Raw genomic sequence first — 23082 nt, forward strand, 5'->3', positions numbered from 1 at the left:
CGCTACTTACAAAGTCTGGGTGTACGCTAATCTCAGAAACCGGGTTTCTTCCCTTATTTTTCGTACTTCACTGAAAATATTCGTAGAAACCCGGTTTCTAAATACCCGCCCCCATTTCTCATGGATTAACCTATCAACTGCTTAAAGGCATCGTGTTCGCGAATATTCTCTAAATCAGCTTCATTTTTTGCCAACTCTTTGCACAAATTAGGATTGAGATTCAGGGCGCGCTTTAAATTTTCAATTGCTAAATCAATTTTACCTTGAAGCGCATAACATCGGGCTTTATTGTACCATATTCTGTAAAAGTCAGGTCGAATTTTAGCAGCATTGTCGTAGGACTCGATCGCCGCTTCGTACTTTTGCAATTTGGACAGTGCCACGCCTCGATTGTTCCAAGCGTCAGTATAATCATTTTTGACTTGTAGAGCTTGATTGTACGAAATTACTGCTTGTTCGTACTCCTGCATTTTGGAAAAAGCAACGCCTCGGTTGTTCCAAGCGTCGGCATAATCTGGTTTGGCTTGGATGGCTTGTTCGTAACAGCCGATCGCCTCCGGGTACTTCTCCAACTCCAACAATACCACACCTCGGTTGTTCCAAGCATCTGGATAGGTCGGGCGAAGTGTGGTAGCCTGTTCGTAGGATGCGATCGCCTCTGGATACCGCTGCATTCGAGTCAGCACAACTCCTCGATTGTTCCAAGTATCCGCTAAATCCGGCTGAATTTGCAGGGCTTGATTGTAAGCTGCGATCGCATCTTCGTAGCGGTTTTCAAAGAAACAAGCATCTCCCTGTTTGGCATAGTCGGCCGCCGTCAATAACTGTTGATAATTGCCGTAGTTGACCGGAGCAAATTCTTGAATTTGGGCATCCGGTAATAACAAATCTGTTTCTACATCGGCTGGGTGATTTTGGTATTGAATTTCACCTAAGATACTTTCAGCATCCGAAATTAATAGTTTTAATTGAGAGATGGTATCGTAGTGGAGACTTTCGATTTCTTGGCGAGCAATTGTTGTCTGCTTGGACAATTTGTTTAACAAAAACCAAACAGCGACTCCGGCTGCTGTCGGAAACAAAGTTAAGGCAATTACCAACCCATTCAGCAGCAGGGCCGTGCGCCCAAAAGCAATGTCAACTTCTTCTTGAACTCGATCGCGAATTTCGTCTTTTAGTTGCTGCTGGGGCAATTCCTGCTGAATTAACACGGTAGCAGCCCTCGCTTGGGATGCACAAACGGCACTGCCGCAGAGTAGAATAGTCAAAAGGGCGATCGGGCTAATACTTGTTCTAAAAATACTTGACAAACGCATTGCCTTAGTGATAAGCACCTGATTTGCGATTTTCATATGCCAAGAAATGCTGGTAAAGATGATCTCAGCCTAGCCGATTTGTTCAAAAACTATTAAATACAGGATATCTGTTGTGCAGCTTTCTCCGATTAAGTGTTTGACTCAAGAATTGCTAGACGAAGTTGCAGCTTCCTCTCGCAGCAATCCCCGCAGGCGACAAAACTACAATTTCCACGATTTGTCAGAAAAGGTGCAGCGGTTTGTCAACGTGCTGCAAATGGGTACTTACGTGCGCCCTCACCGGCACCTGCGCCCGCCCGAGGTTAACGGTTTTGAGTTTTTTGTGGTGATTCAAGGAGAAGTGGGTATTCTGATTTTGAACGAAGACGGTCAAATTTTGCGATCGTTCCGAGTTAGCGCTATCGGGCCCACCCGCGCTGTGGAACTTCCAGAGGGAACTATTCACACGCTGGTTGCTTTGGCTGCGGATACCGCGATTTTGGAGTTCAAGGAAGGGCCCTATGAGGTGGCGGCGGATAAAGACTTTTTGCCGGATTTTCCGGCTGAGGGTACTGAGGCGGCGCAGGAATTAGTCGGGATTTGGGAAGCGGAATTTATATAAGAAGGAAGAAGGAAGAAGGAAGAAGGAAGAAGGAAGAAGGAAGAAGGAAGAAGTAAGAAGGAAGAAGGAAGAAGGAAGAAGATTAAGCGTTTCAGCAATTAAGAATGTGCTAATTCTCGGTCGCAGTTGACCAAGGACCTGCGCGGGCCCATGCCCTATGCCCCATGCCCCATGCCCCATGACCACTGACTACTGACTGATGAATCTAATTGTTGTCATCCGATTGTATAAGTCTGGGGCGGTGCGAATGATTTTTCTGAGAAGTTCATCTGTCACCCAAAAAACCACGGGAAAGGCAAATTTTTTGCTGAATTCGCTGCATACTAGGTTGGTGGAAGTCAGCAATCGATCGATCGACTCCACTGACTCCAAACCGAGGATCATTAAAGCTGGAGGCTTTTCGCCGTCTACTTCTGCGGAGATTGTCGTGTAGAGAGTTGTCGCCGATTTTGGCACAAACAGTTGCTGCGGTTTCGGGACACAAGTTGCTTGGAGGCGATCGACTATTTGCTGCCGCAAGGCCAGGGAGTTGCAGTGGACTAAAACGAAAGAAAAGTAACCTTGAGAAAGACGGATAGCCCGGATTAAAGTTGAGAACGACCGCTCGTTATATTTGGCTGAGTCGTACTTAGCTGCATCGTCTTTACCTGTATTTTCTGAGCTGTTCTCAACAAACATAAATTGCAGGTCTGTTATCTAGTTTTAAATATTCTCTAGATTAAGTGCTGTTTCTCAAGAAAATCTGAAGCTAGGAAAAAAACCTAGAAAATATTTTAGTGATTCTAGCACTATTTAAAATTAATATCAATACTTCTAGAGATTAATTTTGCTTCACCCGGTCTGGCGCCACCTGTGGCGGGAAAACCTGATAAAATGTAGTTAAGCATACAAAAAACTCACCGAGAATTTTCAGCCAAGGGCAAAGTAAACCAAAAAATTGCCCCAGCACCCGGACTGCTAATTACCCCAATTTCCCCGCCGTGAGCGCCAATAATTTGCCGGCAAAGATATAGACCCAAACCCAAACCGACGGAGTGTCGGGATTGATTGCCCCTAACATAAAGGTCAAACAGATGTTCGCACTGTTCCGGCAATATTCCCACTCCGTCATCTTCAACGCTACAGTAAATCATACTATTTGGGTAATTGGTAATTGGTAATTGGGAATTGGTAATTGGGATTTTTTTTATATTTTGTTTGCCTGTGATGGAATTTATAATATTTTCCGCAGTAATTACTCGAGCTGAAATTTTTAATTTTAGTCCGGAAAAATTGTGTTTCAAAGCATTGGAAATTAAATTAGAAAAAACGCGCCACAACTGAGTATAGTCAGCATTCACTGCGGGCAAATCATCTGGTACTAAATTTGTAAAAGTAGCTTGAGCCTCATTGATTAAAGGCTCCAAATCTGCCGCCGCCGCTTTGACTAGCGCTCTCAAATCTACCCCATTGCAGTGCAGAACCAAACCGCGCAATTCCCCGGCGTGAACTTCCAATAGCGAATTTATCAACCGCAATTGCTGCTCGCTACCTTGAATCATCCGCTCCAAAACAGAACGGGGAATGGCGATGGATTCCCCCTTTTTTGTCTGCCAACTTTTCAGCACCATTAACATTCCCGCTACCGGATTTCGCAAGTCGTGAGAAAGAGCGTGAATAAACAACCGCTGCGATTCTTGGGCCTGTTTGCGCTGCGTGATATCCTCAATTAAACCCTCATAATAAAGCACGGAGCCGCTGCTATCCCGTACCGCCCGCGCTTTCTCTGAAATCCAGACAATACTGCCGTCTGAGCGATAAATTTGCGACTCAAAATCCGAGACTGTGTTGCTTTGCTCGATCGATCGCAAAAACTGATTTCTGCGTGTCGGATCTACGTACAACTGTCGCTCAATATCAGTAAACTTTGCCGTCACTGCTTCCGGGGAATCGTAGCCGTAAATCCGCGCCAAAGCTGGATTTGCAGTAATATAGCGCCCCTCGGGAGTGCTTTGAAAAATTCCCTCGCCAGCATTCTCAAAAATGCTGCGGTACTTCGCCTCCGCCACTTCCAACTGCTGGTAAGCAGATTCCAACTCGCGCCTGGTAGTAAACTCTTTCCGCTGCAAGCATTCGTACCAATAAACTGATAAATCGCAGATCAAACAAAACCAAAATAAATACAAGTAAAACCCGCTCAGCCTAAAAGCAGTATATTTAGCCAAACTTAGATTTAAAATTAAATTTATGCCGACGTGGCAAAACAAAACACCGAGTTGAGAAATCAGGTGCAGGCGCCAGCGGACGGGCATCAGCGTAGCTTGGGTGAGAAACGCTAAACTCCAGGTTAAAATCGGTAAGTCTCCGACTTTTGCGGCGGCCAACCCAATCTGTACGACGACTGTTAACGACCACGAAAAACCCAAAAATAGTAAACCGGGATAGCGCTTACCGATCGAGGTTTTTTGCAACATTAAACAAGTCAGCAAGCCAAATTGTACAGCAGCGCTAGTGTACAAATAAACAATTTTAAATTCCCGGGGAGCGAAGATTGCTTCGCCCAGAAGATAGACAATTATTGTGAAGGCAAAAAAGATGGCAATTCGGACAGCAGGGCTCAGCCGATCGCCCAGGAAGCGATCGCGCCACACCTCGTAAACCGTTAACGCCTGAACTGATTTTTTATGGCCAGGATAGAACATAGGATTTTAGATTTTAGATTTTGGATTTTAGATTTTGGATTTTGGATTTTGGATTTTGGATTTTGGATTGAAGAATTGAAGACTGAATAATTGAAGAATTGAAGATTTAATAATTGGGTTAATAGCGATTGTCTGAGTTAAATCAGCCCTCCTATGATGTCCAGTCGATTGACCGCGATAAAATAGGTTCGTAGTGTGGACTTTAGTCCGCAAAAAGAGCGGACTAAAGTCCACACTACGAACCGTTTTTGTTATGGTAATCGATCGGACATCATATCAAACGGATACAAGCGCCCGACTGTTGTCGTGGAGAAATCAAAATTTTAGACTAAGAGTTAAACCTCCCATACCAATTTAATGTGAAGTTACACATATCTCGATCCCCCTAAATCCCCCTTAAGAAGGGGGACTTTGAGAAGAATCTTGTCCCCCCCTTATCAAGGGGGGTTAGAGGGGATCGAGATATGTGCAGCCTCATAAAAAATTGGTACCACATTCATCTGTCAAGTAAATCTAAAATCTAAAATCTAAAATCGACTGACAGTTGGTAGCGAAAACCAGAAAGTTGAGCCGCCTCCGGGAGTGCTTTCGACGCCGATGAAGCCGCCGTGAGCTTTGATAATTTGCTTGGAGAGGTAAAGCCCCAAACCCAGCCCTGTTAATTGTCGGCTATGGGGGTCTTGAACGTAAAGTTCAAACAGAGCTTCCCGCTGTCTGGCACTGATTCCCACTCCATTGTCTGTTACAGTGCAGCGAACCATTTTTACGGTGACTTTGGGCAATTTGCCGCCTGTATTGCCAATTTGACCCTGATAGCGGGGCAGTTGGCAACTGCCGTCGAGGTGAAATTTGGCCCGGGTTTCTTGATTTTTCGGGGTGTCGAACATCCCCGCGCGATCGCCCGCAGCATTCGGGAGGTTGGGGATACAGCGGGCTACGGCAGTATTTGGGGAAGCAAAAACCTGTGAATTTCCTTCAAAAATTAGGGCTTTTTCTACTTCTATTACCTCGGCTTTAAAAGTTATATTTACTCCCGGATGATTGTGCTTGATAGCATTGGTTAGGAGATTTTCTAGCACCCGCTGCAAGTGTTTGCTGTCAGCATTTACGAGCGGCAAATTAGCCGGGATTTCCTGAATCAAAGTTGCTTGATTTTTGGCCAGCATCGGTTCTAAATCTGCAACAATTGCTGAAATCAAAGATGGCAAGTGCAGCGGTTCGGTATTGAGAGCAATACCTTTGACCTCGCTAGCGTGAGCGTCGAGGAGGGAATTAACCATAGTCAACTGGTGTTCGCTGGCCTGAACTATGCGCTGCAAAATCGATCGCGAAACCGGAACATCCTGTAGGGACTCACAGGCCGATTTGTTGAGCAAATTTTTCAGCAGGATTAACATTCCCATAACTGGAGTGCGGAGATTGTGAGAAACTGCGTGCAAAAATAAATCTTTGAGGCGGTTGCTTTCTTGCAGTTCGTGCATTTTTTGCTGCAATTGGCGGGTGCGTTCCTCCACTTGAGATTCCAAGTTGGCATTGAGATCTTTTACTTGCTGCAAAAGTTGGGCTGAAGAGAGGGCGATCGCGACTTGGGTAGCCAGTTTTTCTAACAAATCAATTTCAAATTCTTGCCACTGGCGGGGCCCAGAACACTGGTTGACGGCCAAGATCCCGAACAATTCTTCCCCGAGGAAGATCGGCACAGTTAAGGTCGCCCGAATTTGATAGTCGCTGTACAATTTGGCAATGATGTTGCTGACTTGCACCGTAGCAGTATCGGAGACTACTCGGACGAGGTTGTTAGCATAAAAAGCTTTCTGCTTTTCGATAAAACTTTCGTCAGCGAGCACCCATCCTATAAGAGAAGGACATTCCACTGCGACAGACTCAGCAACAACTTTACCGCGCAGCGGGCTAGCCAAATTTGCCCCGCCTCCGTCCATAATACCGATGAAAACTCGGTCAGCCTTGAAAAATTGCCGAACTTCAGCAACAGTGGTGTTGAGAATTGCTTCGAGATCGAGGGAGTGACGAATTCGCAGGGCCATTTCTGAGAGGAGCCGATCGCGATGGGAGGATGCCCGCAAAGCCGCTTCTGTGCGGTGGCGATCGGTAACATCTTGGACTGTGGCGGCGATGACGTTAGAATTAATTGCCGACTGTTCGCAGACAGTGCGCTCGGAGCCGTCGGCGAGTAAAATTCGGTAGTTAATGCAATAGGGTTTGCGTTCAAATATCGCTTGACATTGCGATCGCGCCACCAATTCTCTATCATCTGGATGTACCGCCTGCAAAAAAACGGATGGTGTTGGTTTAACAGTTCCCGGAGCCAAACCCAAGAGGCGATAAAGTTCATCCGACCACCGCAATTCGATATTGGATATATGATGTGCTGCGGATTCTGCACAGTTTGTAGTTGTGGCGGCGGCGGCACAATTTAAATCCCAATTCCCCAATTGAGCGATGCGCTGAGCGTTAGCTAAACTAGCGTGAGCGTCGCGCAACAGAGCCGCCGTGCGGTGGACTTCCACCAGGGCTTGCTGGCGTTCAGCGACAGCAGCAGCCAACATCAGGGCGACAATGGCGATCGTAGCAGTAAAAGCTTGTAAAAATAAAACCGCCTGTTGCAAATTTTCGCTTTTAAGCAGAAACGGGCCGCCTCCCTGCACAGCTCCCAAAATCGCGATGTAAGAGACGATCGAATAAGCAAAAATTGCTCCCCGCTGTTGAAACCGCAGGGCGGCCCAAACTATGAGAGGAAAAGGCAAATATTCCAGCGGATAAAGAGCACTCGCCCCCTTTGTTTTACAACAAAAAACTAGCCAACTCACGCTCAATAGAAGAATGAATAAAATGAGTGCTTCTAAATAATTAGAAATTAAAAATATAATCTTATATCTATTTTTGTTTGTGTTTGATAGAGTTAAATAATGTGTAGTTAAGAATTGATAGTTAGCAATTGATGATTCATAATTAGCAACGGGCAATTGGAATTTTAGCCAGTTAAAAAATGATAAAAAATCAGTAATAATCGGAGGATTTAGGGGAGATTTAAAACTTTTAATAGCGTGGTGTAAAGTCAGCAACACTGGCGTGACAATTAAAATTCCCATGCCGTCTCCGAGCCACGTAGTCCACCAGTTGCGAGAGAAATTGCTCCACTGAGCCCAACCAAAAAAGCACGTACCCAAGTTGCCGAGTGCAGAACCGAGCAAAGTAGACCCGATGACAGCGCCCGCCACCAAACCCAGAACATCTCGCAGTCGATCGAGCTTAGTACAAAATCCGATCCGCGCGAGCACAGCCTCCCCAGCCAGTGCTTGCAGGGTGACGCTAAAAGCGGATGTCACAATCACGGCGGAGGGTATACCCGCGGCGAAGGTAGAGTTTAACAGTACCGAACCGAGGGCAATTCCCGGCCACATCCGTCGCCCTTGTAGCAGCACTGCCGCCAGCGCGATGCCGGCGGGCGGCCACAGGGGGGAGGCTTCGGCTTTCACCAATCCCAGTACGGAGGCTGCGAGTTTTCCGGTGACAAAGTAGGCCAGGGCCAGGATGGTGGCGTGCAGAAAAGGTCGAGTCCGGCGGTTGAGCAGTTTCATTTTTGTGCGATCGAATCCTCCATTGCTACTTTTTAATTTAGGTGACTTTGGGCGATCGAGCTTCCTCCAGAGGAATCACCTGACTGGGGGAAGGGCAGAGGGGGAGATTGGGGGAGAATTGCCCAATGACCAATGACTAATGACTAATGACTTCTTAAAATCCAAAACCCCGCTTACCATCGGGCTTAGTAGTCAGCCAATTTGTCTTGGCACTTGCGAGTTGTTCCTCAGTAACTGTAGCGTCAGTTAGATTGGCGCCGCACAAATTCGCGCCCCGCAAATTCGCCTTGCTCAAATAAGCGCCCGTCAAATCAGCACCTCGAAAATCCGCACCTTCAAAATTAGCAGTGCTGCAATAAGCTTCAGTCAAATTTGCCGATCGCAAATTCGCCTTAATTAACCTCGCGTGGCCCAAATTCGCCCCCGACAAATCCGCTGCTTGCAAATTTGCCTTCACCAACCTAGCCTGATAAAAATTTCCCCCCGCCAACTGCGCTTTTGGCAATTGCAAACCCGACAGTTCGCAGTCAGCAAAATCGCGTTTACCTTTAAAATATGCCGCTCGCAAGCTGTTACTTTCCCACTTTACAACCGCTTTCGTTACCTTTTGTCCTGCTAAATTGCCATTGGACAAGGCCGCAGTTCCGAAAGTTCTGCCAGACTCAGCCAAAGTCCGGGAAACTCTCGGCTGCATCCCTGTATTTCCCGATTGACTGAAGGAAGTTCTAGTGCGGATGCTTTGCTTGGCACGCAAATCTCGATCGTTTTTCATCTGGGGCGAAGGCAACGAAGTAGCATCACTATTAAATATCGTTGGTTCTTCAACCGTGCGCCCACCTGCGTTGAATTGAGTTGTCAAGCCGTTGCAAAGATCTGCGTCTTCAAATTCGCCATTCAGAGCTTTTACGACATCTCCTGTCGATTGAAAGCGATGGCCGACCATGGGCTTGAGCATTTTCTCAAGAATCCGCGCAAAATTTGGGCTCACCTGAACGTGGGGCTGCCAAACAATTTCGCCAGTTACCGCATCAAAATCTAAATCTTTGGGAGACTTTGCTGTCAGCAAATACAAACAAGTCATGCCCAAGGCGTAGATGTCGCTGGCAAATATCGGCCGCAGCGCCATTTGTTCGGGGGGAGCAAAACTAAACGTACCAACTGAAAATTTCGTGTTGGCGCTTTGGTCGGCGGGGTCTAATAATAGTGTTTGGCTAACTTGGTCTTTGACTGCTCCGAAATCAATCAGAACCAAGTGATTGTCTTGAGCGCGGCGAATAATATTTGCGGGTTTAATGTCTCTGTGAATTACTCCTTGGCTGTGGACGTATTGCACTACCGAGAGAATTTCTAATAGAAAATTTTTAACATCTGATTCATTGAAACGCCCTGATTGTTTGACTTCTTGTTTCAAAGTCGAGCCTTTAACATACTCTTGAACTAAGTAAAATTGCTGTTCGGTTTCAAAATAATCTAACAGCCTCGGCACTTGCGGGTGGTCGCCGAGTTGGCCGAGGGTTTTCGCTTCTCGCTTGAATAATTCCCGCGCCATTTCTAAAACTCGCGGCGACGAACTACTGGGTCGGAGTTGCTTGACTACGCAACTCGGTTGACCTGGCAAAGAGATGTCTTTTGCCAGAAATGTAGCTCCAAAACCTCCTTGTCCTAACGGTTCAATGACTTGGTAGCGAGCGCGCAGCAATAACCGCGCACCACAGGTCTGACACTGGAGAATAGAGTCAGGAGGGTTTTGAGGATGTGGACAGCCCGGATTTACGCAGTAGCTCATGTTGATTGAGTTTGCCTATATTTTTCTGATTTTGCTCTGGCGATCGCTCGAGGGCACAAATTCCCTTAAACCGCATCTGCTAGAAATACAGCTCTATCAGTTGCCGGCGGGCCGTGCTGCGGCGTGCGAATTGGAATTGCACCTAAGTCTTTTAGGCCGATATCTTTTCCCTATTTTAATTATCTCGTTGCTGTGAGTTTTTGCGGTAGATTATCCTTGAAGATAGTTTAAAGACTTGCTAAAGTTGTCCTTTTTTGTGTAAAGTCTTTCTAAACTTAGGTGCTTTTTGCGCTGTTAGATGTCTCTAGCATACCTCATTCTCTGATTGAGAATGTTACTCATCCCACAGCAGCCATCGACCGAAAGGGCGATCGCTCGTTTTTGCTGATATCTACCGCAATCGTCTTGACAAATTTTAATTAGTATGGTATGAAAAGTTTTCCCGAATAAATTCTCGGACTGCACAGTCGAAGCCCGCCGGCGTAGACTAATGACGAATAACTACCGATCGCGAACAACTAACTACTGACTCTCATTATGCGTATTTCTCTAAACTGGCTGCGAGAATTGGTGGATGTGACGAGTTCCCCAGAAGAATTAGCCGAAACCCTGACACTGGCAGGATTTGAAGTCGAAGAAATCGAAGACCGGCGTGCATGGGCCGACGGGGTAGTATTGGGCAAAATAGTCGCCTGCGAACAGCATCCCAACGCTGACAAATTGAGAGTTTGTCAAGTCGATGTCGGCAAACCAGAAGCCTTAAATATTGTTTGCGGCGCACCCAATGCGAGGGCGGATATTTATGTACCAGTCGCCGTTGTCGGTACTTTTTTATCGACGATCGATCTGAAAATTAAACCAGCTAAATTGCGGGGTGTTCCTTCGGAAGGAATGATTTGCTCTCTCGCCGAATTGGGCTTGTCTAAAGAATCAGCAGGAATTCATATATTTGAGCTAGAAAATCCCGAATTGGGCAGGGATATTCGCCCGCTTTTAGGTTTAGATGACGTGATTCTAGACTTGACAGCAACTGCTAACCGTGCTGACGCTTTGAGCATGGTGGGCGTAGCGCGGGAAGTGGCCGCACTGACTGGCGCAACTTTGAGAATTCCTGAAGCTGATGGTGTGGCGATTGATGGCAAAGAAAGTCCGAATTTGGCAGTAGAAATATCGGAACTGCAAGGCTGCCCAATTTACATCGGCACGGAAATTTCAGGAGTAAAAATTGCGCCGTCTCCAGCTTGGTTGCAGCAGCGGTTGCAGGCGGCGGGTGTGCGGCCGATTAGTAATGTGGTTGATGTCACTAATTACATTTTACTGGAGTGGGGACAACCGCTGCACGCTTTCGATCGCGATCGCCTGCAATCTTTCACCGGCACTTCTGACATCAGTATCGGCGTGCGCTTTGCCAAACCAGGGGAATCCTTCAAAACCTTGGACGGACAAAACCGCAATCTGCAATCGCAAAATCTGTTAATTACTGCTAGCGACAAACCCGTAGCCTTAGCTGGGGTAATGGGCGGCGAAGACACGGAAGTTCACGAAGGAACCGTAAATTTAGTCTTGGAAGCTGCGATTTTCGACCAAGCAACGATTCGCCGTTCTGCGCGCGCTCAAGGCCTGCGGAGCGAGGCATCGATCCGCTACGAACGGGGGGTGAATCAGGCGGCATTGACGACGGCGTGCGATCGCGCTATTGCCCTAATTTTGGAGTTGGCTGGCGGGACTGCGACGGTGCAGAAAACGGCGAATTCGGGGGAAGATTTAAGTTTTTCGCGATCGCTCGAATTGCGTCTCGATCGCATAAACTTGGTGTTAGGACAGTTAAAAAGAGGAGCAACCGGCGGTTCAACCTATCTGGAACCGGAGGAAGTAAAAAATATCCTCACAGCTTTGGGCTGCGAAGTGACTGCGACGGAAAAAGAACGAGTTTTTGCGATAACTGTTCCTGCTTACCGCTACCGCGATTTAGAAAGGGAAATCGATTTAATTGAAGAAGTCGCCAGACTCCACGGTTACGACAATTTCTGCGATACTTTACCCAGCGAAACAGAACCCGGTTATTTATCTCCAGAATACGCGCAAATACGGAACGTGCGATCGGCTTTTCGGGCGGCAGGTTTGACAGAGTTGATGCACTATTCTTTGGTGAAAACCGAGGGAGACAATCAAGTTGTGCTGGCGAATCCGCTGTTTGTTGAGTATTCGGCTTTGCGGACGGAAATGCTGTCGGGTTTGATTGATGCTTTCGGGTACAATTTGGAGCAAGGGAACGGCGCGCTTAACGGTTTTGAGGTCGGACGCATTTTTTGGAAAGAAGGGGATGCCAAGAAAGAATCAGATGCCGTGGCGGGGATTATTGGCGGCGACCCGACTGCGTGGAAATGGCAGCAATCCGGGCGCGATCGACCTTTGACTTGGTTTGAGGCCAAAGGTGTCTTGGAAAGCGTATTTCAGCAGTTGGGTTTGGCTGTGGAATATGCAAACGATTCGTCTAATGGGCGCTTGCATCCGGGCCGCACAGCCGCGCTATCCTTGAACGGGAAACGGTTGGGAGTTTTCGGACAGCTACACCCGCAATTGCAGCAGGAAAAGGGTTTGCCGGAACAGGTTTATGTGTTTCAATTAGATTTAGCCGTGTTGTTGGATGAGTTAGGTCGATCGAACAAATCGACTCGCAAATTCGCAGGTTATTCGAGTTTCCCGGCTTCTGACAGAGACATCGCATTTTTCGCGCCGGTTGAAGTTGCGGTGGTTGAGATGCAGGGCGCGATGAAGCAGGCGGCGGGTAGTTTGCTGGATTCGGTGGAGCTCTTCGACGAGTATCGCGGGGAAAACGTGCCGGCGGGACAACGTAGTTTAGCATTTCGGTTGGTTTATCGATCGGGCGATCGAACATTAAGCGAAACCGATGTCGAACCAGCCCAACAAAAAGTCCGGGACATCCTAGTAGAAAAATTCGGAGTCAGCCTCAGAAGCTAACCCTTCGTAGTGCGGACTTCAGTCCGCATTCAAGAAGGACTAAAGTCCTCACTACGAACCTATATCAAAGGTTCGTAGTGCGGACTTTAGTCCGCAAAAATCCACACATAAAATCAATAATTTAAAGGCCGCAACATCTCCCGCACAAAAAAAGAACGATCAGGAAACCGCAAAAGAGAAATACTCGCATCATCCGCCAGAATCACCCGACTTTGATAACCATCCTGACTCGGTTCTCGAAAAACATGAAGTTGCCGATTATTCACATCCAAAACCCAATAATCAGCAATCCCCGACTCAGCATAAATTTTCGCTTTAATCCCGCAATCCGTTCTCAGCGTAGTATCCGCAACTTCCACAATCAGATAAATTTCCGATGGCGTTGGATGGTGGTCTTCATAGTAAAGTGGATCTGGTATAACTACAGAAATATCCGGTTCAGGTTCCGAGTAATTATCGAGCCGAACAGGGTCTTGCAGTCGCACCAAAACCCTCTCTCCCAAACGGTTTTCCAGTAGCTTCTCTGTTCGTTTTACCGCCGCACCGTGTGCTGTTCCCTTTGCTGCCATCTTTACTATCTGTCCTGCTAGTAATTCTACCCGTTCATCCTCATCAAAAATACCAATTTCCGTCATCCGGTCATATTCTTGAACCGTTAGCAGCCGAAGGTCTAGTAAAGTCATAGTTATCTCCTCCTATTTAACAAACGTCTCTCTTTCTCCCCTCTCTTCCTCAGCGCCCTCAGCACCCTCTGTAGTCAATCAATCTTATCCTAAAAAAAATTATCAAATCCTGCTACACTTATTGTACAATAAATTTCAAATAAATTCATCCAAGGCTCAAAACCGTGACCAAATATGTAATGTGGGGAAGTTACTGCGAAGATGTCCTCGAAAAACGTGCTCCATTTCGAGACGCTCATTTAGCCGGATTGGCTAAGCAGAAGGAATCGGGTGTATTAAGTACGATCGGGCCAACGACAGATTTAACAAAAGTTTTTGCAATTTACGAAGCCGAAAACGAGGCTGCTGTGCGAGAATTAGTTGAAGCCGATCCTTATTGGGTAAATGGGATTTGGACTGAATACGAAATAAAAGAGTGGATTCAAGCTTTTTGAAGGGGTGCATAGGGTGAACATCTTAAGATTGGACGACAGCGACTTAGTTCCAGTAGACTATGGTGATTTGCTGGACAAAATTTTAGAAGTTTTGCAGGGAAACAATCCCTTTAGCGTGTCAGGCGATTCCCGTCGTCTAATTATCGATATTGATACCATTGCTGCTGACGTTGCCAAAATAGAAGTGCGGAAACCCTTGGGTTCCTTTGAACGTCAAGCAGATTGTGCTACTGTGAACTTTCCGCAGGAAGTTGAGGAGCATTTTGGCAACAGAATCAAGCAGATAAAAGAGTGTTTGCGACAACAATTAAAATATAAGTTACCACAAAATGCTTCTATAGAAAAGTTTGTCACTAGCTTAATTACTCCTTTAAGTTCCCCATCTTTTCGGGGAAATGGTCAAGAGTTAGGCTTTAAATACGATTTTGGCAAACGCCACCCTTCTTTAGAAAAAGAAAAGCTAACTTTGCAACCTCTCGATTCTGGTAGCCACGCCACTTTAAAGCTGCATAAATTGACGATTGCGGTGCGAAATACTGATGTTTTTGAACGACAGCTAAAAGAGGGTTTGGAAAACTACATTAGGGAAAATGCCGATACTAGCGACGATAGGCAAGAACTTAGCCATCGTCTGGATGAGATGGTTAAAAATCCCGACTCAGATTTTTACAAATTGATCCGACTGGTAGACAAAGAAACCCTCGGAAAAATTAACAAAGAAGCAAAAATTACTTATCTGGAGTATCTGCTAGAACACATCCGCGCTAGCAGCACAGATACTGTAGGCATCATCTATTTAGAAGACTTGATTCGCCGGCTCAGATTGCTAGAAAAATATATCAACGATAGCAGTAAAGCTGATGGCGAATACGAAGTAAATTATGCAGGATTCCGATTTAATTACAGAGAAATTTTTGCTAGAGCGGAAGTTTTAGATGCACTGCCAATTATCCCAATTGTAGCAGGTTGCTTGGGAGAAAGCACCGATACTCCTCAAAGCGAACGTAAATTTATTTTTGGTTTCAAAATCAAATTTAACAACTCGGTTCAAGCACGCGGCGGAAAAGAAGCATTTGAATATTATCTAAATTTACTAAATCCAGATAGTGAAGAACACCAAGCAGCAATTGGGGAAGATTCTATAGATTCCATTACCGAAACCTTCGCCCGTAAGGTCTTAAGAATAGCACTGCTCTACTATTTTGTGTTTGCTTCTCGCCACGATCCACTAGCACAAAACTACGACGCTGAAGCTGAGCTCAATCATCACCCGATCGCAATTTTTGAACAAAGAGTATTACCAATCCTAAAAGGTTCTGACGACGAGGCGAAAAGAGAGCTGTTTCGTAACTTGATCAAAGGGTTTAAGCAGTTTAATATTAAGCACAAAATCAGCCATCTCAAGAAAATGCTGAAAGGCTTTCTGGAACGGCAGACAATTTTACCAAGTCGAACAGAAACAAGACACGTAACCCTCAAAATGGGTCTGTTAGAAAACATTGACAATATTTTGACGAATGGTAAATTTTTCAATGAGATTATGGAGCGAAATTATAAGCAAACACTCCATTATATTGCCATCGAACCGCCGACTGTCAGCGAAACAGCAATCTGTCAATTACCAGTTAATATTACCATCGAAGATGTGCGTTATTTCCCCACAGATGAACGCCAAACTTTCAGCATGGAGTATAATATAGAAGGTGTCGATGTTTTGCCGATACTTTCTGCACCTAAAGCCCAGCGTTCTAGAGACATCTACAAAAACCATTTTAATACCAAATTAGTCTTGTTTCCCTACAACGACAGACGACTAGACAGTGGCGAGAAAGGTTTACAACCTGCGGCAGCTTTTGTCTATAAGTTTACCATGTTACTGCTGTCTTATATCTGCATGAGAATATTACTAGAAAATAAGGCGGAAAACTTATTTATTCCGATGGCGAGACTTCACGAAGGCTACCATAAACATCCCTCACCATCTGAAGAATTTATGGCTAAACTTTCCAAAACATTATCTCACATTTTGAGCGAAAAACACCGCTCAACTTCTCAAGGATTTCGGATTAGAGAAAGAGTTGATGGTTTCCATGTCCGTAACGGTTTGAGTTCCATGTATTCCATCCTTCCTAAAAAGTTTCGCTTCGACAATGTGCAGCTATCTCCAGAGTTGGATAAGTTAGCAATTATTGTCGTCTCCAGTCGGGATAGCGATGCGAAAAGAGGTAATCAAAACCGCTTCCAAAGACAAGCCAGCTTAATCGGAGAAGTTGTCGGAATCAATCAGCTAGATGATAGCACAATTCAAGTCGAAATGCTGAAAACCTTTTCCGAGAATTACAGTGTCAGCCGCCTTTATACTGAACCTGTAATTCTTGAAGATGTCATGAGTCAGCTCGATCAGCAAGGATATCGGAATTTCGCATATATCTCGCAAGCACCTTACATGAGTACGCTGCATATTACCAAGACTGAGGAAGATGAAGAAATGTCTTTGATGTCAAGAAAATTGCTCCGAACTTTGAAGGGAGAGCGCCGCGATATCAAAATTTATCCGATGTTTTTTGATAAATACTTTGTCCGCAGTTTCCTAGGTGATCGAGGCAAATCTTTTTACATTCAAGATGCAATGGAGCTTGAAAGATTGTCTGCAAAAGGCAATCAGCAAGCTGTGATATTTTTCAACTTGTTTAACGGGATTAAAGTCAAGCAGCCGGGAGAAAAAAACTTTTACAACGGCGTGATTTCCTACTCAACACTATTGCATATATATGATGGGATTCTGGATGACCAAGACCTTCACCAAGATTTGATTTATGGTGGTGAAATCAAAGATACTTTGCTGCATTATCTTACCATCTTCCACTTTTCTAGGTATGAAGCGCGCCAAAATATTAGTTTGAAACTAGATCCCTATGAGCGGATTATTGGCGATGATTCTGTTGGTGCTTTATCTATATTTAATCATGCGGGTGGGAATGCAGAATTTAACTCGCTGGCTTTTTTGAATAAGGTAAGAGAAGTCTTGAATGTCGGTGATGGAGGTACGCAATCATGATTAGTGAAGATTTTGGACGGCTGTTTGAGGTTGGATTCAATATCGGGATTCTGGCATATATCCAAAAGGAAAAGCTAGCTCATAATTTCGGAGATTCCTATCGTCTGGATTTGCAGCAACTCAAATTGCCAAAGATGATGGCGGAAATGATCGGAGAAGCTAAGTTGCTGGCTAGTTTAGATGCTGAAATCGCTGAGAAATGGAGTTTGTTTTTTGTCCAAAAAGGCTTTCTTGGTGGGTTGAACTTTTTCCGGGAGTACATCAAATCTACAGGCTGGACTTTGGGGCGGTTGGAGATTGTATATTGTCAGTGCAATTTTAGTAATGAGAATAGTATTAGAACCTACAATAAGGATGAAAAAAAAGTATTTAAACAGCTATTATCTCAGTTGACAACTGCCAGAATTAGTTTATTAGATGATCGGATTAACTCGTACATCCGCCGTTACTCGAAAAAAGGCGAGTTTTTGCAGGCTGATACGCTGATGCTGTTACGGTATGAGAATGATTTTAGAATTCTCTGCGTCGATTTGTCGGTGTTTTCTCCGACGCTAGCTCCCAAACCGGAGGATATCAATGAAATTGAGGTGATTCGGAAGTATTTGCTCAGAGAAATTAGCTATTTACGCTCGAAAAGTGTGTTTTCTAATCTGCGGATGGATACTAGCACTTTGGGTGTTGATTTCTCGGAGGATTTGAAAGGCTATTTCACAGCTTTTAAGTATAAGGATAAGGAAAGCACTAAGTTGATTCAGGCTGGTAGCTATGCTCACAGTTTCTATGGGTTTCTGCAACAAACAGGTATCCTTGGAAAAGATGCTGAGGTTTTGTTTAATGTGGTGGGTTATGGCGATCGCAATATTAGCACAATTTCCCTAGGCCAGGACAAACTCAAGCTCTTAGCAACTTGCGCCGAAATTTATCAAAAGGAAATTACCAACAAAGAAATTAGTGATTCTCGCACCGAAGTTTTAGGTGTAATCGAACTCAACGCGGCTCGCAGTTTCAAAGAAGGCCGAAAGTTTGTCGATTCTCTTTTAGCAATTGAGAAAAGTCTTACTCAACCTGTATGTCATACTGAACGGATAGACAATTTTGTTAATTCCATTGATATTATATCAGATAAACTGGCAGACGAATTGCAAATTGATCGCGGTTTGCATTTGAGAAATGCTCACGCCCAATTGATTGTGAAAGCGCTTCAATCTGATGAAACTTATATCTTTTTGACTGGGAATCCGGGAATTGGGAAAACAACTGCGATCGCAAATTTTCTGAAAACACATATCGACGACGGATTCCTATTCTTATATGTCAGTCCCCGCAAGCAAGTAAACTTAGATATCATCGAGAAATTCAAAGATAAAAATACTGGTTTGCTGTGCGATAATCGGTTATTCTGTATTAACACAAATTCCGATATTATCGCCAGCTATTCGGGAAAGCGCACAGTCAAGTATAACTCGAATAGCCACGATGAAAATTTCGCACAAAAAACGGTTAATTTCCTCAAAGACAATCCAGAAAATAAGGTAAAAGAATACCACCAGCGAGAAATCGCCAGAAAGAATGAAACCGTAATTGAACCAGCTAGCCTCAAAACTATGGGAGTGCTAAATAGTATTTGCAATGGGATTTATAGCCTGATTAATTGTAAAACTTCTAATAATATTGTCGCCACCGTTTCTATCCAATCTTTAAGGATGAAAGAAAATAGACAAAGTACCCTTGATTATTTAGAACAGATATTTCAAGATACTTACAACAAACGAGATAAACGAGTCATTACGTCTAAGATGCAAGAAATATCCAGCCGCATCAAACATATTTTCATTATGATAGATGAAATTACGGGAGATGACGGTGGCGTTGAGTTTTTGGCCGGAATTGCCAAGATGGTTAAAAATCATGAGTTGCATAATCCACAACACGGTTTTAATACTAAAATTATTGTAGCAGATGCTTCGATTGTTGACCCAGATGTGATTAAACAACACCTTGAAAATACATCCCCAGAACCAGATAAAATCTATTTTAAAAAGTTAGCTAGAAATTCGGATGTAATTGAACCTTTACAAGTTACTCCTTTTGAATTCAAACGGCTAGCCGCAACGGTAATTAATGCCAATTCTTATCCAGCCCGCAGTTTAGAAATAACTTATAAGGTATTTGTAGAAACTGTTAAATACAATGAAGATGCGTCTTTAAAAGAGAATTATGATTTAGTAAAACGGGTACAGTCTGAAATAATTCAGGATATCAATCAGCGATTGGCGCAACCTGGTGTCGAACAAATTATCGTCTATATTCAAAACAAGCAAAGATTGGCAGAATTGATTGAGAAGATTCAAAAAGAACGAGAATTTAATCAGTTTGAAGATTATCTAGAAATTCATGCGAATATCTCGGAAGAGGAGAAACAAAAAATACAAGAGTGCAAAGATACAGCTAAAGTAATCTTTATGACTGCATCTGGAAGTCGCGGGTTATCTTTCCCGAAAACGAAGCACATTTTAGTAGATATTGCTCACTTCCAGATTGAGAAAAATCTGATGGAAGTAATACAGGTAATTTATCGGGGGCGCGGCGAAGATAAACAGGGTAAAACCCTTGACGGTGAAGACAAGGAGTTGGTTTTTTACGTGTCTGATACAGCAGTTTATTACGCTGATGATGCGGAACTTTCCCTACAAGAAAGTAAGTTGAGTTTGTTGAATTTACTGCTAATTCTGAAGACTGCGGTAATGACGCGAATTTTGGGATATGGTTATTTAGGTAGGGAAAAGTTTGTGATGATTCCCATCGGCGGTAAGTCGGTTTCAGCAGTGGGAGATACTTTTAGTAACAAGATGGCTTCTTTGATTAAAACGCTAAAGAGCGAAAGCTACCGAGGAGATAAGCTGTTAAAGGAGGTTTATACGAGTCTAGAAGAGCTTTTGGCTCGTGGGGAGTTTGTTTTGACGAATTCTGATAACTCTCGTCAGAAGGGCGATTCCTATCTGGAAATGCGGGATGATTTTAACAAGAAGTTTTTGGAGAAGTGCAATCCGCTGGATGGTTTGCTGAGTTACGATCATCTAGAGATTGGTCATATTTGTGGTAGTTTGTTAGTAGTGCCTCTAGCTAATCAAAATTTGCTGGAAAAATACCAGATGCGACTACGCGAACAAATTCAGAAATGTAGAGATAATGGGTTGCTGCAAAAAATGCGTCTAATTAGGGATAGCAAGTCGTACCCGGAGAATGTACGATCGGCTATAACAGGAGGTGCGATCGAGCTTTTGCAATTTCTCAACGGCGATGTGGAGAAAACTCAGTATTTTGAACAACTCAGCCAACAGTTCGATCGCTATTATGCCATACCGCTGTTTGCTTTCGTTAGCGGGGAGGAAATGCAGGAGTATTTTGCTGACAGCAGCCTGGAAGAACCGGAAGACAGGCAGTTTCGGGAGATTTTGTCGGCTTATATGAGAGCAATGTATCCTGTAGATAGTGTAATGCCGATCGGACACAAATATCAAGATTTCCCATTTATCGTATTTAGAAGCTACAGTTTAGAACAAAGTCGAGCCAAGATGTTCACAGATAAGTACCTGTTGAGCTCCAACGAGTTAAACGTGCTCAACTTGATTTTATCAAAAGATGCCAATTAACCCATCTGCGTTCATCTCCGCTCATCCGCCCTCATCTGCGGTTCAAAATCCTCTTCCCGTAACTACCGTATAATAATCAATAAACAAAACACTCACTTAAATAAATATGACTGTCAAAGTAGGAGACATCGCACCGGATTTTAGCTTATTATCTCAAACTGGCTCATCAGTCAGTCTCAAGGATTTTAAAGGCAAAAAAAATGTCATCGTCTACTTTTACCCCAAAGATGACACGCCCGGATGTACTGCGGAAGCTTGCGCTTTTCGTGATAGTTATGAAGTTTTCAAAGACGCAGGTGCAGAAGTAATTGGGATTAGCGATGATTCGCAGCAGTCTCACCAAAAATTCGCCACCAAATATCAATTACCTTTCACATTGTTGAGCGATACTGGCAATAAAGTGCGGCAATTGTACGGGGTTCCAGCTACCATGTGGATTATGCCCGGTAGAGTCACTTACGTCATTGACAAACAAGGTGTTGTCAAGCATATTTTTGACTCGATGTTGGATTTTAAGGCGCACGTTTCGGAATCTCTCAAAACTTTGGAAAGTATTAAAAGTTAGATATGATTGGATCGGATTGATTTAACCGCAGAGAGCGCAGAGAACACAGAGGAAGAGTAAGACAAAGAGAGGAATTTAGTCCTCTCTTTGCTATTAGCAATTATCTAACCTTTCGCAGCACCTGATTTTTCATGTGCTACGTTGTGGGCGGTTTTGCCATTCTTACTATTACCGTGGCCGTTAGCATTGCGAGGCTGGATAACTCCATAGCCGCTTTGACTCTTGCGTTCGTAAAGCACATTAATTTCGCCTGTTTCTGCATTCTGAAACATATAGAAATCGTGGTCGATAATCTGCAATTGTTCTAAAGCTTCTTGCACAGTCATTGGAGGCATGGCAAAATACTTTGTCCGTACTACTTCGGGTGGAAGTTCGGGAGTTCGATCGCCAATCAAATCTGCTACTACAGGATGTTCTTCAACTGCCGTAACCGTTTTGGCACTACTCTGGGTCTTGTTGTCGTGGCGTTTTTCCTTAAATTTCCGCAGTTGACGAGCTATCTTGTCTGCGACCAAATCGATGCTAGCATACAGGCTTTCCGTGCTTTCCTCAGCCCGAATCACGCTGCCGTTAGCATAGATAGTCACCTCAGCAGTCTGCTTAGGATTGATCCTGGGGTTACGAGCCACCGATAGATGGATATCCACTTCCGTCGTCAAAGTTTGAAAATGGCTAACTGCCTTTTCAACTTTTTGATTGACGTACTCGCGAATGGCATCGGTGATTTCTATATTTTTACCCTGGATAACAAGCTTCATAGAGCTCCCTCCCTTCTGTAACGTGGGTATAGTTTATACAATAGCACTATGTATTCTAGAAAACACTTATCTTCCAAATCTTTTTTCATATGTTGACAATTCTTGATTTTAACTGCGTAAATATTCCGTAAAAACACTGTTGATTTTTTTCATGATTTCCCCTCTCATTCATCAACCTGCGATCCCCGAACCGTGCTTGCTCCTCGATTGGGGACAAGTACCCTACTCCCAAGCTTGGGAAATCCAGCAAAAACTCGTGCAAGAACGCCGGGACAATCCCGATTTGCCGGATGTGCTGATTTTGCTGGAACATCCGCCGGTTTACACTTTGGGGCTGGGATCGAAGTTGGAATTTCTGAAGTTTGACCCGAGCCAAACTCATGCGGAGTTGCACCGAGTTGAGCGGGGCGGGGAGGTGACTTACCATTGTCCTGGCCAGTTGGTGGGCTATCCTATTTTAAATTTGCGCCGCCACCAGCAGGATTTGCACTGGTATTTGCGGCAGTTGGAGGAAGTGCTTTTGGGAGTGCTGGAAGTTTGCGGGCTGAAGGGTTCGCGGGTTCCGGGAATGACTGGGGTTTGGGTGGATGGGTGCAAGGTGGGTGCGATCGGCATTAAAGTCAGTCGCTGGATTACGATGCACGGTTTTGCTTTGAATGTTTGCCCGGATATGGCAGGTTTTGGGCAAATTGTACCTTGCGGGATTCCCGATCGACCGATTGGTAGTTTAGAGCAGTTTATTCCGGGGATTGAGGTCGATCGAGTTAGGGCGATCGTTGTTGCTGAGTTTGCTCGCGTTTTTGGGGTGGAAATTGTGCGATCGGAATCATCAGACTTGTTGCCAAAATCTTTGATTGATAGACTAACCGCAGATGCAAGGCAGATAAACACAGATCGACGCAGATAATTTCAAGAATTGAAAGCTTCTTGGGAATGCCATAAGTCTATAGATGGTGCGTCACTCTC

14 protein-coding genes are annotated in these 23082 nt (G+C 44.5%); 7 read left to right on the forward strand and 7 right to left on the reverse strand.

The genetic code is table 11. The annotated features are described in order from the left end of the window. Window positions 1-125: 125 nt before the first annotated feature. Window positions 126-1334 carry a tetratricopeptide repeat protein gene (locus JGK39_RS20850; RefSeq protein ID WP_293256655.1) on the reverse strand — a complete coding sequence of 403 codons (1209 nt, stop codon included), beginning with the start codon at window positions 1332-1334 and terminating at the stop codon, window positions 126-128. A gap of 94 nt (window positions 1335-1428) precedes the next feature. On the opposite strand from JGK39_RS20850, the gene JGK39_RS20855 reads away from it, so the two are divergent. Beyond that, window positions 1429-1917, forward strand: a complete 489-nt coding sequence (locus JGK39_RS20855; RefSeq protein WP_293256658.1) for a WbuC family cupin fold metalloprotein — start codon at window positions 1429-1431, stop codon at window positions 1915-1917. 189 nt (window positions 1918-2106) lie between these two features. On the opposite strand, the gene JGK39_RS20860 is transcribed toward JGK39_RS20855, so the two are convergent. The 4 genes from JGK39_RS20860 to JGK39_RS20875 form a co-directional block, all read right to left on the reverse strand. Further along, on the reverse strand, window positions 2107-2595 hold the full coding sequence (locus tag JGK39_RS20860; protein ID WP_293256661.1) for a hypothetical protein: 489 nt from the start codon (window positions 2593-2595) through the stop codon (window positions 2107-2109). A 218-nt stretch (window positions 2596-2813) separates the two neighbouring features. Next, complete coding sequence (locus JGK39_RS20865; RefSeq protein WP_293256664.1) at window positions 2814-4598, reverse strand: PAS domain-containing sensor histidine kinase; 1785 nt, start codon at window positions 4596-4598, stop codon at window positions 2814-2816. Between the two features lie 527 nt (window positions 4599-5125). After that, window positions 5126-8197: an MASE1 domain-containing protein gene (locus JGK39_RS20870; RefSeq protein WP_293256668.1), complete on the reverse strand. Its 3072-nt coding sequence runs from the start codon at window positions 8195-8197 to the stop codon at window positions 5126-5128. 154 nt (window positions 8198-8351) lie between these two features. Beyond that, window positions 8352-9983: a serine/threonine-protein kinase gene (locus tag JGK39_RS20875; RefSeq protein ID WP_293256671.1), complete on the reverse strand. Its 1632-nt coding sequence runs from the start codon at window positions 9981-9983 to the stop codon at window positions 8352-8354. Window positions 9984-10520: 537 nt separating this feature from the next. On the opposite strand from JGK39_RS20875, the gene pheT reads away from it, so the two are divergent. Then, on the forward strand, window positions 10521-12965 hold the full coding sequence (gene pheT, locus JGK39_RS20880; protein ID WP_293256674.1) for a phenylalanine--tRNA ligase subunit beta: 2445 nt from the start codon (window positions 10521-10523) through the stop codon (window positions 12963-12965). 113 nt (window positions 12966-13078) lie between these two features. On the opposite strand, the gene JGK39_RS20885 is transcribed toward pheT, so the two are convergent. After that, window positions 13079-13648, reverse strand: a complete 570-nt coding sequence (locus tag JGK39_RS20885; protein WP_293256677.1) for a Uma2 family endonuclease — start codon at window positions 13646-13648, stop codon at window positions 13079-13081. Between the two features lie 164 nt (window positions 13649-13812). Between JGK39_RS20885 and JGK39_RS20890 the strand changes: the two genes are divergently transcribed. The 4 genes from JGK39_RS20890 (at window position 13813) to JGK39_RS20905 (ending at window position 21358) form a co-directional block, all read left to right on the forward strand. Further along, a complete protein-coding gene (locus tag JGK39_RS20890; RefSeq protein ID WP_293256680.1) occupies window positions 13813-14082 on the forward strand; it encodes a YciI family protein in 270 nt (89 codons plus the stop codon). Window positions 14083-14095: 13 nt separating this feature from the next. Continuing rightward, window positions 14096-17140, forward strand: a complete 3045-nt coding sequence (locus tag JGK39_RS20895) for a hypothetical protein (RefSeq protein WP_293256683.1) — start codon at window positions 14096-14098, stop codon at window positions 17138-17140. Continuing rightward, the gene (locus tag JGK39_RS20900) at window positions 17137-20793 is read left to right on the forward strand and encodes a helicase-related protein (RefSeq protein ID WP_293256686.1); all 3657 of its coding nucleotides are present in this window, start codon (window positions 17137-17139) and stop codon (window positions 20791-20793) included. Before JGK39_RS20895 ends, JGK39_RS20900 begins: the two co-directional genes overlap by 4 nt. A 106-nt stretch (window positions 20794-20899) precedes the next feature. Continuing rightward, window positions 20900-21358, forward strand: coding sequence for a peroxiredoxin (locus JGK39_RS20905; RefSeq protein ID WP_293216157.1), 459 nt, complete (start codon window positions 20900-20902; stop codon window positions 21356-21358). A gap of 104 nt (window positions 21359-21462) precedes the next feature. Here the strand turns inward: JGK39_RS20905 and raiA are convergent, their stop codons facing one another. Continuing rightward, window positions 21463-22116, reverse strand: a complete 654-nt coding sequence (gene raiA, locus JGK39_RS20910) for a ribosome-associated translation inhibitor RaiA (RefSeq protein WP_293183475.1) — start codon at window positions 22114-22116, stop codon at window positions 21463-21465. A 151-nt stretch (window positions 22117-22267) separates the two neighbouring features. Here raiA and lipB point away from each other — a divergent pair, with 151 nt between their 5' ends. Further along, window positions 22268-23023, forward strand: coding sequence for a lipoyl(octanoyl) transferase LipB (gene lipB, locus JGK39_RS20915; RefSeq protein WP_293256689.1), 756 nt, complete (start codon window positions 22268-22270; stop codon window positions 23021-23023). Window positions 23024-23082: the final 59 nt, after the last annotated feature.

The organism is Microcoleus sp. PH2017_12_PCY_D_A (assembly GCF_020738565.1).
Taxonomy (GTDB): domain Bacteria; phylum Cyanobacteriota; class Cyanobacteriia; order Cyanobacteriales; family Microcoleaceae; genus Microcoleus.

Excerpts from the sequence above, each read along its gene's own strand:
- JGK39_RS20860 (WP_293256661.1), bottom strand. The coding sequence starts at position 2,595 with ATGTTTGTTGAGAACAGCTCAGAAAATACAGGTAAAGACGATGCAGCT.
- JGK39_RS20865 (WP_293256664.1), bottom strand. The coding sequence starts at position 4,598 with ATGTTCTATCCTGGCCATAAAAAATCAGTTCAGGCGTTAACGGTTTAC.
- JGK39_RS20870 (WP_293256668.1), bottom strand. The coding sequence starts at position 8,197 with ATGAAACTGCTCAACCGCCGGACTCGACCTTTTCTGCACGCCACCATC.
- JGK39_RS20875 (WP_293256671.1), bottom strand. The coding sequence starts at position 9,983 with ATGAGCTACTGCGTAAATCCGGGCTGTCCACATCCTCAAAACCCTCCT.
- pheT (WP_293256674.1), top strand. The coding sequence starts at position 10,521 with ATGCGTATTTCTCTAAACTGGCTGCGAGAATTGGTGGATGTGACGAGT.
- JGK39_RS20885 (WP_293256677.1), bottom strand. The coding sequence starts at position 13,648 with ATGACTTTACTAGACCTTCGGCTGCTAACGGTTCAAGAATATGACCGG.
- JGK39_RS20900 (WP_293256686.1), top strand. The coding sequence starts at position 17,137 with ATGATTAGTGAAGATTTTGGACGGCTGTTTGAGGTTGGATTCAATATC.
- JGK39_RS20905 (WP_293216157.1), top strand. The coding sequence starts at position 20,900 with ATGACTGTCAAAGTAGGAGACATCGCACCGGATTTTAGCTTATTATCT.
- raiA (WP_293183475.1), bottom strand. The coding sequence starts at position 22,116 with ATGAAGCTTGTTATCCAGGGTAAAAATATAGAAATCACCGATGCCATT.
- lipB (WP_293256689.1), top strand. The coding sequence starts at position 22,268 with ATGATTTCCCCTCTCATTCATCAACCTGCGATCCCCGAACCGTGCTTG.